Genomic DNA, 14,247 nt, shown 5'->3' on the forward strand with positions numbered 1-14,247 from the left:
CAATTTCCCCTCCTCGGTTAATAGGGAATGACCGCTACTGAAATGGTCACATTACCTGATTTCTTTTTCGTTAACGCTAATTTTTCCGCTCCGCTGTACAGCAATGCAGCCGGCTCACTGACGCCGTAAGCACCAGTAAATTTAAAAACCGTTTCTGAAGGATCGTGAATTTTTATGGAATTTAATTCATTTGGTGTAAAATAGATAAACTCCCAGTGGTTTTTATTCACTACTTCAATCAATCCAGCTTCATCCTTTTTTAAATCAATCGTACAAAGAGCTTTGACACTTTTTTTAGAAAAATTTAATTCCTCCAGCGTTTCGTTGATCACTGCTTCAATTTCCTCTGAAGAGGTCCCACGGTTGCAGCCCATCCCAAGGACAATCACCTTCGGCCGATATAGCACCCCATTATGTAAAATCAAATTCTCCTCTTCGGATAAATTCCGATGCGTAATAACCAGAGCAGCGTCCGGTTTCTCTTTAAGTGCTTCTGCAACAGAATGATATAATTTAATATTTTCTGGAATGGAGGGTCCATAATGCCACCATTCTTTTTCTCCTGACTCTTGTACAACTGCAATCTTTTCCTCATTCACGACAGCAGCGCTCACAGGGGTCAGCTTTTCTGCGGAATCCCATACCCAGCCAAACCGTTTCCCGAACAAATCAACGGGAATCGTTCCCTGCACATCCGAAGCTGTCGTAATAATGGGACGTGCCTTTAGAGCGGCTGCTACTTCTTTCGTTAGTTCGTTGGCACCCCCGATATGTCCTGACAATACGCTGATCACATGTTCTCCCTTATCGTCAATGACAACGACAGCGGGATCTGTTTTTTTATCCTTTAGCAGAGGAGCAATCATTCGGACCACAGCTCCAAGGGAAATAATAATAATCAATCCCTTGTAAGCTTCGAAAAGAGAAGGCAGAAGGAGGCGGACACTGCCAGTGAATAGCTGAATGTCCTTCGCCTCTTCATCCCCTTTTTCAAATTTACTCATATAGTACACATCTGCATTTTGAAACGAATTTCCCAGTTTTCGGGCCAGTTCTACCCCATGTTTTGTAATCGCCACAACGGCATAGTCACCCTTCTGCTTAATGACAGCCTTTTGTGCTTCCTGAAGCTCGATCATCAAGCATCCACCCCCCGGCGGAATCCGTGCGTAAAGGTTTTGTCATACAGCTTTGATCGATAATTTTGATCGTGGATGTTTTCATCGAGTGCCCAGCCGGCCAAAATCATCGCTTGTTTGCGAATGCCGTTCACCCGCATATCTTCGTCCAAACGTTCTAGTGTAGTCCGGACAATTTTTTGATCCGGCCACGATGCTTTATAGACAACAGCAACAGGGGTGTCCTTACTCCAGCCGGACTCAGTCAATTCCTTGACCAACTTTTTCGTTAAAGTCGCACTTAAGAAGAGTGCAATCGTGCAATGATGTTTCGCTAAATCCCCTAGCTTTTCAAATTCCGGTACTGGTGTTCTGCCCTCTGCTCTTGTCAAAATAACGGTTTGGGTTAAATCGGGAATCGTCAGCTCGGCTTGTGCGGCAGCAGCTGCTGCAAACACAGAACTAACACCGGGAACAATCTCGACGTCGATGTCTTTCTTTTTCAAAAGAACGATTTGTTCCATAATCGCACCATATACCGCTGGATCACCGGTATGGACCCGGACGACCTTTTTGCCTTGCTTGATCCGATCAGCCATAATGTCAACCATCTCATCTAAATGCATGCCGGCGGTCTTCATCACTTCCGCAGACGGTTTTGCTTTGGCAATTAATTCTTCATTGACAAGAGAATCGGCATAAAGGACGACGTCTGCTTCCTGAAGATGTTTAAGGCCTTTTACCGTAATTAAATCCGGATCTCCGGGACCGGCACCGATTATATATAGCTTCATTTCCTCACCACCATTAACGTTAAGTATTCAAGCTCCACTCCTTCTAGCTCGTCAGCCCGCCAAATAATCTCCTCATCCGATGTCACCTTTGTGACGACCGAGGCCTTGTGAAGCAGATCCAAATCACGTAATACTTCCAGTATTAAATCGATTACTTTTGCGACTTTGATAAAAATGACACAATCATTTTCTTCGATTACTTTTTTCATGGTTTCATAGTCATCCCGCGCCGGAACAATCGCCACATGCTCATCACCATCTGCCAAGGGAATCCCCAGCCTTGAAGCTGCTCCATTGATCGAAGAAATTCCCGGGACGACTTCAATCGGGACCTGCGGATACTTCTCCTGCATCAGGCGCATCATATGAATAAAGGTACTGTAGAGAAGTGGATCTCCTTCCGTTACAAAGGCAACATCCTTTCCCTCCTGTAGCTTTTCCCATACACTTTCTACGGTTTCCGTCCACTTTCTTTCCAATGTCGCCGGATCCTTTGTCATCGGAAATACTAGACCAAGCATTTCCTTTTCGTTCGGCTGAAAATAGACATCAATAATTCGATGGGCATAGCTTTTACTGCCTTTTTGTTTCTTTGGATACGCAATCACCGGTGATTCCTTTAATTTGCGAAACGCCTTTACGGTTATTAGCTCCGGATCCCCAGGGCCAACCCCTAAGCCGTATAATGTCCCTAACATCTTTACTCCCCTTCCTGACGCCTAGCTTCAATTATGTAAATCGGATTTAATGCATCAAATCTGGTAAGATTCAAAATCGGCTTACTTCTTGAAATTTGTGCAAGTGTAATATTCGTCTGAAATCCTCGCTCTTTAAATGCAGCCATTGCTTCTGAAAGATTCTCTATTGTAACGGCATTTAAGACGATTCGTCCGCCATCCTTCAAGCGGCTGCAGCAGATATCCAAAATGTCCTCCATCCCGCCAGCTGTCCCGCCAATAAAAACAGCATCTGGATCTGGGAATGTATCTAATCCCTCCGGGGCTTTCCCATGAAGGAGCGTTGCATCGACACGGAACTTGGCTAAATTTTGTTTGCAGTTTTCCAAGTCGCCTTCGTTCTTTTCAATCGCAAAGATCTGTCCTTCCCGGGCTATTTTAGCAGCCTCAATCGCAACTGAACCCGTACACGTCCCAATATCCCAAACAATACTGTCTTCCTTTAAACGGAGGGCACTGATGCTTAAGGTTCGAATTTCCTTTTTTGTAATCAAACCTTTATCCGGTTTTCGCTGAAAGAACTCTTGATCATCAATGCCAATGGACCACTTTGGATTTTCAGCTATCTTTTTAAGAATCACAACATTGAGCGGTGAAAACTCTGCATCCTTCATTTCTTCAAGGCTAAACCAGCGGAATCGTTCATTTTCACCGCCTAGGTTCTCTCCCACAAACGCTTGATACTCGATGATTCCAAAGGAGAGCAGATACTGAGCAATTTTATTCGGTGAATTCTCGAGATCTGTTAAAATCGCGATTTTCTCTTTCCCATCAATCCGTTGGGCCAACCCTTTCATACTCCTGCCGTGAACGCTTGTGAAATAAGCGTCCTGCCATCTTTCTTTCATTTTGGCAAAGGCAAGCTGGACAGAGCTTAAGTAAGGAAAAATTTCCAGATCGATTTTAGTAGATAAGTAGCTTCCTATTCCATAAAATAAAGGGTCTCCTGATGCTATGATAACAACGTTTCTCGTCTCCGACTGCAAGCGATCCACGAGCGAAGATAGGCCGCTCTCAATAACGATTTTTTCTCCTTCAAATTCCGGAAAAAAGGAGAGTTGGCGCCTTCCTCCTATCAACACATCACTATGATTAATCCACTTTTCATACATGGGGAGCAGGCTTACTTTTCCTTCATCCCCAATGCCAATCATTTTAATAGATGCCACTATGTCGCACCGCCTTTCCTAAACATTCACCTTTCAACGTATAAAGGCTTGTATCTACATCAATCCCACCATCCACTTCCTTTAGCGCAGCAAGGCAGCAATTATCGCTTAGCTGTTCAAAAAAGGAGAGAAAGCCTTGCGCTGCCATCAAGTCACCAACCTGTGAAGCGGTATTTGCATTTCTTATTTCCTCAACAAGGGCAGCATTTGCACCAGCACGGCTTGCAACGTCAGCTAAAAAATCGAAATCGACAGGGGCACTTTTCGAGTGGACCATCATGATCCCCATCGCGACCTTTGAGAATTTCCCCATCATTCCGACCATTGAAACTCTTTTCATCCCTTGCTTCTTGCACTGTTTAAGGGTAAAACCTACAAAGTCTCCCATCTCTACAAATGCTTCCTCAGGAAGTTCGGGAAATTGCTTGATGGCATACTTTTCACTTCGCCCGCCCGTCGTAATGACGATATGCTCGCACCCGCTTGCCCGTGCGACGCTGATGGCCTGAATAATACTGGCCTTATAGGCTGCTGTTGAAAAGGGAACGACAATACCGCGGGTCCCTAGTATGGAGATTCCTCCAATGATCCCTAAACGTCCGTTTAACGTTTTTTTGGCAATTTCTTCGCCGTCTGGTACCGAAATCACAATCTTTATTCCTTTATTCATTCCAAATTCCTTTAAAACCCCTTCCGCCGTCTCACGGATCATCTTGCGTGGAACAGGGTTAATGGCAGCCTCCCCGACGGAAACGGGCAAGCCGTCCTTTGTGACCCGGCCAACCCCAACACCGCCGTCAAGCACGATACCTGGTTCATCCAGCCACGACACTGTTGAAACGATTAATGCCCTGTGAGTAGCATCGGGGTCATCTCCCGCGTCTTTAATCGTACTTGCTGTTGCCATTTGTTCGGTGATTTCACAGCTGTCGATATGAAAGGTAGCAAACCGCTTAACGGGCAAATAAATAGTTGATTCTGTTTGCGTTTCACCTGTAATTAAGGCCGTTAGGGCCGCTTTTGTTACTGCCGTTGCGCAGGCCCCTGTCGTATATCCTTCACGCAGCTTTCCTTTTGGTACTTCCTGCATGTGTTATCCCCGGTCGGCAAGAATGGAAATGGCATTTAATGCAGCAACGGTCACGGTACTGCCGCCTTTCCTGCCAATATTGGTGATGAACGGGATATCCAGCTTGGCTAGTTCTTCTTTTGATTCAGCTGCTGAAACAAACCCAACTGGCAGCCCGATGACAAGTCCTGGTTTGGTTTCCCCTTCTTTAATGAGTCGGATTAGTTCAAGTAAGGCTGTTGGGGCATTTCCAATCGCAAATATACCGCCGTCCGCTTCTTTTATCGCTTTTCTCATCGAAATGATCGCCCTTGTGGTATTCAATCGTTTTGCTTCCTGCATGACATCCGGATCGGAAATATACACCTTGATTTCTCCGCCGTACTTTTCAATACGTGTTTTATTGGCCCCGCTTTGAATCATTTGCACATCCGCGACCACTTTTTTCCCGCTCCGAATCGCCCGGATTCCTGACTGGATGGCGTCAGGATGAAAGAGGACGCTTTTCCCCAGTTCAAAGTCAGCAGATGCATGTATGATACGCTGGACAATCGGATATTGCTCATCGGTAAAAGGGTGCTCACCAATTTCTTCATCAATCATTTCAAAACTTCTTCCTTCAATCTGTTCCGGCTGAACCGTTAACGGTTTAAATTCGGTACGAAAATCCATTACTCTCACTCCTCAATTAAAATGAATGTTGTTTCTGGCGGTACATTTGGAACTAACCTTTTTATGTAATTCCTCGATTACATCGAAAAAATTAGAGTAGACCGTTCCATAATTTATTTTTGGACGTCCAATCATAATGACCTCAATCCCAAGTTCCTTTGCCGCTTCAACCTTTTCATCAACAGATCCGACCTTCCCACTCTCCTTCGTAACCATTAAGGTTACGCCATATTGCCTATAAAGCGCTTGGTCGAACTCTTTTGAAAACGGGCCTTGGATAGCGACAATATTTTTTTGTGGAAACCCTAGCTGTTCACATTTTTCCATATTATCAACGCGTGGAAGCATCCGGGCAATCAACCGGATGTCTGGTTTTCCAAATAATTTCTCCGTAAATACCTGAAGTGTCTTGCTGCCGGTCGTCAGCATCACAACCCCTTTTTTGGCGGCGGCGATATCGGCTGCTTCCTCGTAGTTTTCGACCACTTTCATCTTTTCATATTGGAAGGTTTGGGACTCGCGCTCGTAGCGGATATAGGGGACTCCTACTGTTTCTGCTGCATTCATCGCGTTTTTGGAAGCTTCTTCGGCAAAAGGATGACTTGCATCGACAACGGCTTGAATTCCCCTTGTTTCAATCAAATCAACCATTTCTTCAGCCGTTAATCTTCCTGCTTGTACGTTAATCCCTGTCTCCTTTAATTCACCCGCAGCATTATCGGTGACAACTGTTGCAAGGAGATCGAAGCCCTCCTTCTGTATTTCTAAAGCAAGGGCCCGTGCATCACTTGTTCCAGCTAATACTAAAATCATCTTCCATCTCCTGCCTTCTGCCCAACATGTTCATGGTGGTGGTCATGATCATGGTCATGGTCATGGTCATGGTCATGGTCATGGTGGTCATGCCCGTGGTGCTCATGATCATGGTCATGGTGATGGTGATGATGGACATGCTCCATTACATTCAGGCGATATTGGCAGGTATCACAGTTCATCTTCACTTCATCACCAAGCGCTTCTTCCACTCGATCGATTAAAATCGTCTGCAGTTTCGGATGATAACCGAAATAGCCGGCCAATTTAAAGTCCACAGTGGAATATTGATGTTTAAAGGGAACCATCATCTTTTCTAACCGTTTAATCAGAATGCCTGTGAACAAAAAGTAAGGCAGGATAATCACTTTCTTTGCCCCAAGCTTTACACAGCGCTCTATTCCTTCATTCACAAGGGGATTGGTAACCCCCATAAAAGCAGGTTCTACAATTTTATAGTTTGTTTTTTCCCAAAGTAATCTTGCAATCTTATATAAATCACTATTAGCATCCGGGTCACTACCGCCTCGACCTAATAAAAGAACGGCTGTATCGTCTTCTGGATGATCCAAGTTCTCCCCGATATCCGTTAATCTCGTTTTAAGAATTTCAAATGTTTCCTCATGAACGCCAATCGGTCTGCCATAGGTTAACCGTACAAACGGATATTTCTTCTTTGCCTCATCAATGGCAGCAGGAATATGAATTTTGGAATGACCTGCTTGCAAAAGCATAATAGGAATGACAACAATATGGTCGGCCCCCTTCTCGACACATACATCAATTCCTTGATTTACAGTTGGTCTTTCAAATTCTAAAAAACTCGTCTGAACTAGTACTGTATCGTCCCATTTACTTCTCATCGCTTCTATGAACTGACGGACTTGTTCATTACCTTCACGTTCCTTACTCCCATGACCAACAAATAAAATAGCTTTCAAAATGTTTCCTCCCCTTTGTTTGTAATTGCCAAACCTATCGATTGACAACTATCCTTCTTTCCTTTACTCCCCGCATGCCGCCGCTTCAATTTTTATATTCGGTGTAATATCTTGATGCTCGAAGCCTTGAACCTGCTTTGCCCGTTTAAAAAATTTATAGAAACGTTCATTAGGATAGGCATTCTGTTTGTATTCTTGAACAATCCCCTCCACTACCCCAACGATTTGGTCAGGAGCTATTCCTTCGGCGACAATCTGACCAGGATGGGCACTTCTTCCGGCTGTCTTCGCTCCTAAAAATAAATCAAATGCTCCTTTGCGGTAGACAATGCCAATATCCTCTTTTACAGCTCCGTAGCAGGCCATCCCGCAGCCATTCACGCCCAGTTTTAATTCCTTCGGAAGTTCCATTCCTCCAAGCCTTTCCTGTAGTTCCTCAGCATAGGGAATGGAATCCTTCTTTTCTCCGTCACAAAAATCACAGGCTTTGACGGTTAAAACGTCCCCAACCGGAGCAATCAAAAAATTGGCTGCTGCTAATTTTTCCACAATGTCATCAGGCTCGGAGGTTAAAATTTGCAGCTTAATACAGTGATCTTGTGTGTATTCCATTACTCCTTCTTCTCCGATAATTGCGGAAAGAGTCATCATCTGTTTCGCTGTAAATTTTTTATTCACCACCCCAGGACTGACGGCAATCTCAAAAATGGATTGAACATCTTGCTTAACCATTAGATTTTGGGAAAGCCCTTGGTTTTCACCAATGATCATTTGTAAGGCTTCCTCTGCCAGTTCTCTTGGAGATTCTTTTACTGAAATGGCAGTGACCGTTTTATTTTTCAAAGGTTTCAAATCTTCCGTTTGCTCCAATGCCCATGGTTCGGCTTCCTTTTGCAGTCGCTGATGCGGTTTTAACGGCTGTACAGCCTGATTTAATGTATACTTCCGCTGATAACCGCGCGGGGTGATGATTAAGCCATCGTAGAAAAACGTAGAAGAATTCCCAATTAACACGGTCGTCAGCATCCCAATTTCATGTTCCAGCATGTCTTGTAAATTGGTTAAGACGACATTTTGGCTTTCACGATACGCACTCTTTACCAATCCAACTGGAGTATCGGGAGACCGATATTTTAAAAGAATTTTTTGCGCTTCCATGATCTGTCTTGTTCTTCTTCCACTCTTTGGGTTGTAAAGAGCAATAACAAAGTCCGCCTGAGCCGCCGCTTCGATTCTTTTCTCGATTAAATTCCACGGTGTTAAATGGTCACTTAAACTAATCGTACATGCATCATGCATGACTGGCGCTCCGAGTAGTGCTGCACAGGAGTTAATCGCGGAAATTCCAGGGATAACCTCGATTTCTACCCCTGAATCTTTTTTCCAGCCTTTTTCAATTAACACTTCGTAAACGAGACCTGCCATTCCATAAACACCGGCATCTCCACTTGAAATCACCGCTACCTTCTTACCCTGCTCGGCCTGTTTAACAGCCTCTTGGGCCCGGCTCACTTCTTCTGTCATTCCCGTGCTAATAATTTGCTTCCCCGTTATGAATCCCTGAATTAAATCAACATACGTTTTGTACCCAATGATGATATCACTTTCTTGAATGGCTTCTTTTGCCCGTTCCGTGATATGTTTTTCATCTCCTGGGCCAAAGCCAATAACCAACAGTTTCCCTCGCACTCTTTTTGCTCCTCCTTCCAGAAATTGAATAAAGAACCTATTAATCTAGACACTCTTTTTAACAGGCTTTAGAACCCCTTCGATACATTCCGTTCTTTCTGATGCTATAAATCCTTCGTGGCTATATTGATAAATGACATGGTCTTTAAGACAGGCCCCTCCTATCAGATGCTGTCGGACCATATTACTTCCCACCTCCGGCGTAACGTTCTTATACCAAGTTCCTTCCGGATAAACGATAGCAACAGGGGCATCCTTACATCTTCCATTACATCGTGTTCTTGTTGTATGTATGATTGACTCCAAATCTAAATTAGTAATCTCATTTCGAATCGCTTGTGTAGCCTCTTCCCCTCCCTTTCTCATACAGCTGCTGCCGTTACAAATTAATACATGGTGTTTCGTCCCTTTTAAATTCCAGGTTGTCATAAAACACTCTCCTTTTATTTTTTTTACGAAAAAAAGCACCCCTATGAAAATAGGGGTGCAGAGTAATACACACAAAATGACAGAAAATGAGGTATTTATCAGCACTTCCACCTATTGTCCCGTAGGTTAATGAAGTCATTAGGTAGAGGCAGGTCTCCTGACTAAGGTTCATCGTTCGATTGCGTCTTCCCGAAAAATTCCAGTGACATTTGCAATGAACTCCCCAATACAGTGGCGGGTACCGTGACGGAATTAAACCGTACTTCCCTTTTAAGCGCATTTCTTTCCTTTATGCGCACCTATCCTAATCATATTCAATTTTTATAGAAGGTCTGTTTCTTCTAACATAAGCGATGAGAATCAAAAATCATTTAGAATCATGTAAAAATAAAAAATCCGTTCAACAGTTGTTGAACGGATAAAACGTCAGCGGAAAGCAAGTTAAAGAAACTATACTTTTTGTCGCGAACGTTCCATCTTCTCAACCCCCGAAGAAATCGAAACTATAAAAGCTAAGACAGGTCTCCTGACTTGTGTATCTTCCTACTTTAGACCCTTCCCGTATTCGTATATCTATTAATATACGAAACAGTGGTTTGCCTATTTCGTCCACACTTACAGTTGCGGGGACAGTTCTGGCTTTTCACCAGATTCCCTATTAAGCCCAAAGGGCATCTTAACTGATTTGTTAACAAAAACATATTATATTTTTCAAAGATAATATCATACTAGTCTAACAAATAGAATATATCAAGTATTTTTTAAAGTCTCTTTTTTGAGGGTAGGTAAAGTTTTTGTTTCTCTTTTTTAATTCAAGCATAAGAACCGGCTCTGTGGCATTTAATTCCTCGAACGTCGATTATAATCCTTTTCAATGCCTTCTTTCCAGCTTCGATCAAGCTTTTTGCCGCTTCGAAGATTACTTACGACTTCATTGACCGCTTCATAATTTAATTGAGTTCCTTTCTGGTCCGCATGGTATTCCACCGCGAAGTCCTCATCGATTCCAAATTGTGAAGCCGTTGAGAGGGCATCGATATTGGCTCCAAGGAAGATGAATTCCCACCCAAATTTCTCTTTTTGAAGCTGAACCATTTTTTTGATTTTGTTCGTTGTGAATTCACGGCTCGCGTTTTCCATCCCATCCGTTGTGATAACGAATAACACTTTTTCGGCCCGTTCCGCTTCACTAGTTCTCTTTTGGACATTAATCATTTTTTGAATAGTAAAACCAATGGCATCTAATAGCGCAGTGGTGCCGCCTACTTCATACTCTTTGTCGGTCATAGATGAAATACCTCTTACATTGATTCGATCGTGTAATAATTCGTACCGGTGATCGAATAATGCAGTCGTAACAAAGGCTTCTCCTTCCGCTTTTTGTTGTTTCTTCAGCATCGCATTGAAACCACCGATTGTATCTGCTTCAAGCCCTGCCATTGACCCACTTTTATCTAAAATAAATACTAATTCTGTTACATTCTTTTTCATAATTGTCATCCTCCGTTTCTTTGATGAACTTAGGATAACAATAATTAGATAAAAAAAGGTCGCTTCGAAAGCGACATTTTAAGCACCGAGTAATGGTTGATCAAACGCAAATAAAGCCTCATTGATTTCATGTATATTGTGGTTGTCTTGTTGAATGAAAAACTCAATAATGACATCAAATTTACTACTCCGCGACAAGGTATAACCGGCCGTAGTTAGCAGCTCATCCGTTTCCTCTAAGTTCAATCTTAAAGCAATCGCAAAGGCAATCGCGGTTTTCTTCGTTGGCGTATAATCGACAGCATTCCGAATTTTTGAGAATAATCGCCGGTCGATATTCGCCCGTTTATACGTCTCAACATCAGTCATTCCTTTTTCATCAATTAAACGAAGCATCTGCTCGGAAAAAGATTCATCGAGCTGGTCTAACAGGTTCACTAAAGAATGGTTTACTTCTTCATAGATATCCTGCTTGAGAATTTCGACTTCTCGCATGACATATTGTTCTTCTCCTGTCCTGCGATTAAAAGTACTTTCTACTTCCTCTACATAGTGTTCGTCAATATATTGATGGATGGTGGAAAATAACTTCGTACTTAAACCGAATGATTTTTTGTCAAAAACAACTAAATAAACATGCATGTCATGATTCAATAAAAAGGAACTGATGGTGGAAATGGCAATATGTAATGCTTCTTCTTTTGGATAGCCATAGATGCCAGTTGAAATTAAGGGAAATGCAATCGATTCACATTGATGATTGTTTGCTAGCTCTAAAGAATTATAATATGAAGCTTTTAATAGATTTGCTTCCTGATGTGAACCACCCTGCCAAACAGGTCCGGGGGTATGAATGATATATTTTGCATCCAACTTAAACCCATCGGTAAGAACGGCTTCTCCTACCTTGCATCCACCGATTTGATCACATGCTTCTTGCAGCTCACTGTCACCCGCCGCACGAAATATCGCCCCACATACGCCCCTCCCCATTTTCAATGCTGTATTCGCAGCATTCACAATTACATCCACCTTCATCTTTGTAATATCATGACGAACAATTTCTAATGGCATACTACCTTCCCCATCCCAACATAATCTTTTTTTCGCTACTTGAATCATTAGTTTTTTGCCTATTAATCTAACAAGTATAGTTTAAAATTCTTCGTATACAGCAGGGTCTTGATTATTAATCCTTCCGTCATTACGAGTTAAACCTGAAATCAAGCTCATTTCTGTTTCATCTAATGTGAAGTCAAAGATTGAAATATTTTCTAGCTGCCTTAATGGAGATGAAGATTTAGGAATTGAAATGGCCCCCAATTGATAATGCCAGCGTAAAATAACTTGTGATATAGACTTGTTGTAATGGTCGGCTATCATTTGAAGTGTGTCATTATGTAAAACCTCATTTGCTCGTGCTAATGGACTCCAAGATTGGGTCTTAATCTCATGTTCTTCATGCCATTTTCTTTGCTCAGCTTGATTGAAAAAGGGATGTAATTCAATTTGGTTTACACTTGGCTTCATGCCTGTTTCCTTTTCTAACCGCTCCATATGTTCAGGTAAGAAATTACATACACCAATCGAACGAATAAGCCCTTTCTTTTTCGCGTCAATTAATGCTTGCCACGCATCCACATATAGATTTTGTTTTGGGTTAGGCCAATGAATCAGATACAAATCATAATAATCTAGATTTGCACGATATAAGGATTCTTCAATCGTAGTAACGGCTGTGACATACGATTGATAGCGCCCCGGTAATTTGGAGGTAATTCTTAATTCTTCTCTTGGAACAGAACTGCGTCGAACCGCTTCTCCAACCGTTCCTTCATTTTCATAGTTATAAGCAGTATCTATTAGTCTATAACCTCTATCAATGGCACTTAGGATCGAATGGACACCTTCATTTCCTTTCAGCTTATAAGTACCCAGTCCGATTACCGGTAATGTAAGTCCATCATTTAGTGCAATCTCTGGAATGGCTTTGCTCATAACGAATCACTCCTCTCCGTAATATCTTTAGATTAGCATAATTATCCATAGATTTCATGGAAAGAAAACGATAGTAAAAAACACTTACCATGGACGCTGATTCTCCCGGTAAGTGCTTTTATCCTTACACCCCGCGCTTATTTCCCCAAAGCAGAGCATGTAATTGTGGTAAAACTTTTACATCATTTAATTCGTGGTCGGCAACGACACTATTGACTAACCACTCATATTTCAACAGAAGTTTCTGAATCAGTTCACTATTATTGACATTGGTGATATCATCATTACCAACCTGAAGATAAAAAGGAATGTCTGCATATCGCTTATGCACCTTTTTGGCGTACTCCAGATCAGCTTCATCAAAGATCACCACTTTTAAACTTACTTGATGTTTAAAATCATGGTCGTTTAAATTTTGAAAAATAGAATCTAAGATTTCAAAATTCGTAACCATAGTTGAGCTTGGCGGCTTTGGTGAAATGGTTAGTTCATCGATGTTGATGAACCAGTCTTGCCATTTACTGCCTTGTGTTTCGATGCCAATTTTAATCTCTTTTTCTTTTAATAAATCAATAAACACATCTAGATTTTTCAGCAGCGCTGGATTTCCTCCTGAGATCGTAACAAAGGAGAAATTATCGCCGCCGATTCTTTTTAATTCAGCCCAAATTTCTTCCGCTGTCATTAACTGAATATCATCTTTGGCACTGCCATCCCATGTAAAAGCCGAATCACACCAGCTGCATGAATAATCACAGCCGGCCGTCCGAACAAACATCGTCTTTTGACCAATGACCATCCCTTCACCTTGGATGGTTGGGCCAAAAATTTCTAATACGGGGATCTTACTCATTCTTCCATCCACTCCCTTCTTGCTTCTGCGTAGCTTGTAGGAGTTTCGAAAAGACGGACAAATTCCACTCTTGCTCCAGAATATTGGTTCTTACGATCTTCTGTTGTTAATGCTTCTTTCATTTTTTCATAAATCCAGACAACCATGTTTTCCGCTGTGGTATTCATCGATGGCAGGGTTTCATTCAAGTACTGATGATCGAGGAATATTTCGATTTCGTTTTTCCAAATCTCTTTAATATCACCAAAATCGATCATTAAGCCGCGCTCATCAACAAAACCACTGATTCCAAAAATAACTCGGTACGTATGGCCGTGTAAATTCTTGCATTTCCCTTCATAGCAATGCAAGTGGTGCGAAGCATCGAAGGTAAATTCTTTACTCACAAGGACACGTTTCTGATGATATTTTAATTGATGAGGATGAATGTCCTCATTTATTTTCTGAAGTTTATCGACGATTCGAAAACCCATC

Annotated in this window: 15 protein-coding genes and 2 riboswitches; all 15 genes read right to left on the bottom strand. The window is 42.2% G+C overall.

Annotated features, from left to right (window positions below):
* Positions 1-17: 17 nt before the first annotated feature.
* On the bottom strand, positions 18-1,139 hold the full coding sequence (locus ACJ004_RS23475) for a cobalt-precorrin 5A hydrolase (protein ID WP_410895552.1): 1,122 nt from the start codon (positions 1,137-1,139) through the stop codon (positions 18-20).
* Positions 1,139-1,912, bottom strand: coding sequence for a precorrin-4 C(11)-methyltransferase (cobM, locus tag ACJ004_RS23480; RefSeq protein WP_410895553.1), 774 nt, complete (start codon positions 1,910-1,912; stop codon positions 1,139-1,141). The genes ACJ004_RS23475 and cobM overlap by 1 nt, the downstream gene beginning before the upstream one ends.
* Entirely contained in the window at positions 1,909-2,610 is a 702-nt protein-coding gene (cobI, locus tag ACJ004_RS23485) for a precorrin-2 C(20)-methyltransferase (RefSeq protein WP_410895554.1), read from the bottom strand. The genes cobM and cobI overlap by 4 nt, the downstream gene beginning before the upstream one ends.
* Before the next feature lie 2 nt (positions 2,611-2,612).
* Positions 2,613-3,803 (bottom strand): precorrin-6y C5,15-methyltransferase (decarboxylating) subunit CbiE, encoded by a 1,191-nt coding sequence (gene cbiE, locus ACJ004_RS23490; protein ID WP_410895629.1) that lies wholly within the window; start codon positions 3,801-3,803, stop codon positions 2,613-2,615.
* A gap of 1 nt (position 3,804) precedes the next feature.
* Positions 3,805-4,908: a cobalt-precorrin-5B (C(1))-methyltransferase gene (locus tag ACJ004_RS23495; protein ID WP_410895555.1), complete on the bottom strand. Its 1,104-nt coding sequence runs from the start codon at positions 4,906-4,908 to the stop codon at positions 3,805-3,807.
* Positions 4,909-4,911: 3 nt separating this feature from the next.
* Entirely contained in the window at positions 4,912-5,559 is a 648-nt protein-coding gene (locus ACJ004_RS23500; RefSeq protein WP_410895556.1) for a precorrin-8X methylmutase, read from the bottom strand.
* Positions 5,560-5,571: 12 nt separating this feature from the next.
* The gene (gene cobK / locus ACJ004_RS23505) at positions 5,572-6,372 is read right to left on the bottom strand and encodes a precorrin-6A reductase (protein ID WP_410895557.1); all 801 of its coding nucleotides are present in this window, start codon (positions 6,370-6,372) and stop codon (positions 5,572-5,574) included.
* Positions 6,369-7,313: a sirohydrochlorin chelatase gene (locus ACJ004_RS23510; protein WP_410895558.1), complete on the bottom strand. Its 945-nt coding sequence runs from the start codon at positions 7,311-7,313 to the stop codon at positions 6,369-6,371. Before ACJ004_RS23510 ends, cobK begins: the two co-directional genes overlap by 4 nt.
* A gap of 63 nt (positions 7,314-7,376) precedes the next feature.
* Positions 7,377-9,002 carry a precorrin-3B C(17)-methyltransferase gene (gene cobJ / locus ACJ004_RS23515; protein WP_410895559.1) on the bottom strand — a complete coding sequence of 542 codons (1,626 nt, stop codon included), beginning with the start codon at positions 9,000-9,002 and terminating at the stop codon, positions 7,377-7,379.
* Positions 9,003-9,047: 45 nt separating this feature from the next.
* Entirely contained in the window at positions 9,048-9,431 is a 384-nt protein-coding gene (locus tag ACJ004_RS23520) for a (2Fe-2S) ferredoxin domain-containing protein (RefSeq protein WP_410895560.1), read from the bottom strand.
* A 130-nt stretch (positions 9,432-9,561) separates the two neighbouring features.
* Positions 9,562-9,749, bottom strand: a riboswitch (cobalamin riboswitch).
* Positions 9,750-9,930: 181 nt separating this feature from the next.
* Positions 9,931-10,125, bottom strand: a riboswitch (cobalamin riboswitch).
* Between the two features lie 146 nt (positions 10,126-10,271).
* On the bottom strand, positions 10,272-10,922 hold the full coding sequence (locus tag ACJ004_RS23525) for a vWA domain-containing protein (protein ID WP_410895561.1): 651 nt from the start codon (positions 10,920-10,922) through the stop codon (positions 10,272-10,274).
* A gap of 78 nt (positions 10,923-11,000) precedes the next feature.
* A complete protein-coding gene (locus ACJ004_RS23530; RefSeq protein WP_410895562.1) occupies positions 11,001-11,996 on the bottom strand; it encodes a macro domain-containing protein in 996 nt (331 codons plus the stop codon).
* Positions 11,997-12,077: 81 nt separating this feature from the next.
* Positions 12,078-12,920 (bottom strand): aldo/keto reductase, encoded by an 843-nt coding sequence (locus tag ACJ004_RS23535; RefSeq protein WP_410895563.1) that lies wholly within the window; start codon positions 12,918-12,920, stop codon positions 12,078-12,080.
* 124 nt (positions 12,921-13,044) lie between these two features.
* On the bottom strand, positions 13,045-13,773 hold the full coding sequence (gene queE, locus ACJ004_RS23540) for a 7-carboxy-7-deazaguanine synthase QueE (RefSeq protein ID WP_410895564.1): 729 nt from the start codon (positions 13,771-13,773) through the stop codon (positions 13,045-13,047).
* Positions 13,770-14,246, bottom strand: a complete 477-nt coding sequence (gene queD, locus ACJ004_RS23545) for a 6-carboxytetrahydropterin synthase QueD (RefSeq protein WP_410895565.1) — start codon at positions 14,244-14,246, stop codon at positions 13,770-13,772. The genes queE and queD overlap by 4 nt, the downstream gene beginning before the upstream one ends.
* Position 14,247 lies beyond the last annotated feature (1 nt).

The sequence above is a fragment of the Neobacillus sp. 204 genome (assembly GCF_046562815.1).
In the GTDB taxonomy this organism is placed as follows: Bacteria; Bacillota; Bacilli; order Bacillales; family Cytobacillaceae; genus Neobacillus.

Bases quoted from the DNA above. Each gene is read 5' to 3' on its own strand.
- cobI (WP_410895554.1), bottom strand. From the start codon at position 2,610: ATGTTAGGGACATTATACGGCTTAGGGGTTGGCCCTGGGGATCCGGAG.
- ACJ004_RS23530 (WP_410895562.1), bottom strand. From the start codon at position 11,996: ATGCCATTAGAAATTGTTCGTCATGATATTACAAAGATGAAGGTGGAT.
- ACJ004_RS23500 (WP_410895556.1), bottom strand. From the start codon at position 5,559: ATGGATTTTCGTACCGAATTTAAACCGTTAACGGTTCAGCCGGAACAG.
- ACJ004_RS23525 (WP_410895561.1), bottom strand. From the start codon at position 10,922: ATGAAAAAGAATGTAACAGAATTAGTATTTATTTTAGATAAAAGTGGG.
- ACJ004_RS23520 (WP_410895560.1), bottom strand. From the start codon at position 9,431: ATGACAACCTGGAATTTAAAAGGGACGAAACACCATGTATTAATTTGT.
- queD (WP_410895565.1), bottom strand. From the start codon at position 14,246: ATGGGTTTTCGAATCGTCGATAAACTTCAGAAAATAAATGAGGACATT.
- ACJ004_RS23535 (WP_410895563.1), bottom strand. From the start codon at position 12,920: ATGAGCAAAGCCATTCCAGAGATTGCACTAAATGATGGACTTACATTA.
- cobK (WP_410895557.1), bottom strand. From the start codon at position 6,372: ATGATTTTAGTATTAGCTGGAACAAGTGATGCACGGGCCCTTGCTTTA.
- cobM (WP_410895553.1), bottom strand. From the start codon at position 1,912: ATGAAGCTATATATAATCGGTGCCGGTCCCGGAGATCCGGATTTAATT.
- queE (WP_410895564.1), bottom strand. From the start codon at position 13,773: ATGAGTAAGATCCCCGTATTAGAAATTTTTGGCCCAACCATCCAAGGT.
- ACJ004_RS23495 (WP_410895555.1), bottom strand. From the start codon at position 4,908: ATGCAGGAAGTACCAAAAGGAAAGCTGCGTGAAGGATATACGACAGGG.
- ACJ004_RS23475 (WP_410895552.1), bottom strand. From the start codon at position 1,139: ATGATCGAGCTTCAGGAAGCACAAAAGGCTGTCATTAAGCAGAAGGGT.
- cbiE (WP_410895629.1), bottom strand. From the start codon at position 3,803: ATGATTGGCATTGGGGATGAAGGAAAAGTAAGCCTGCTCCCCATGTAT.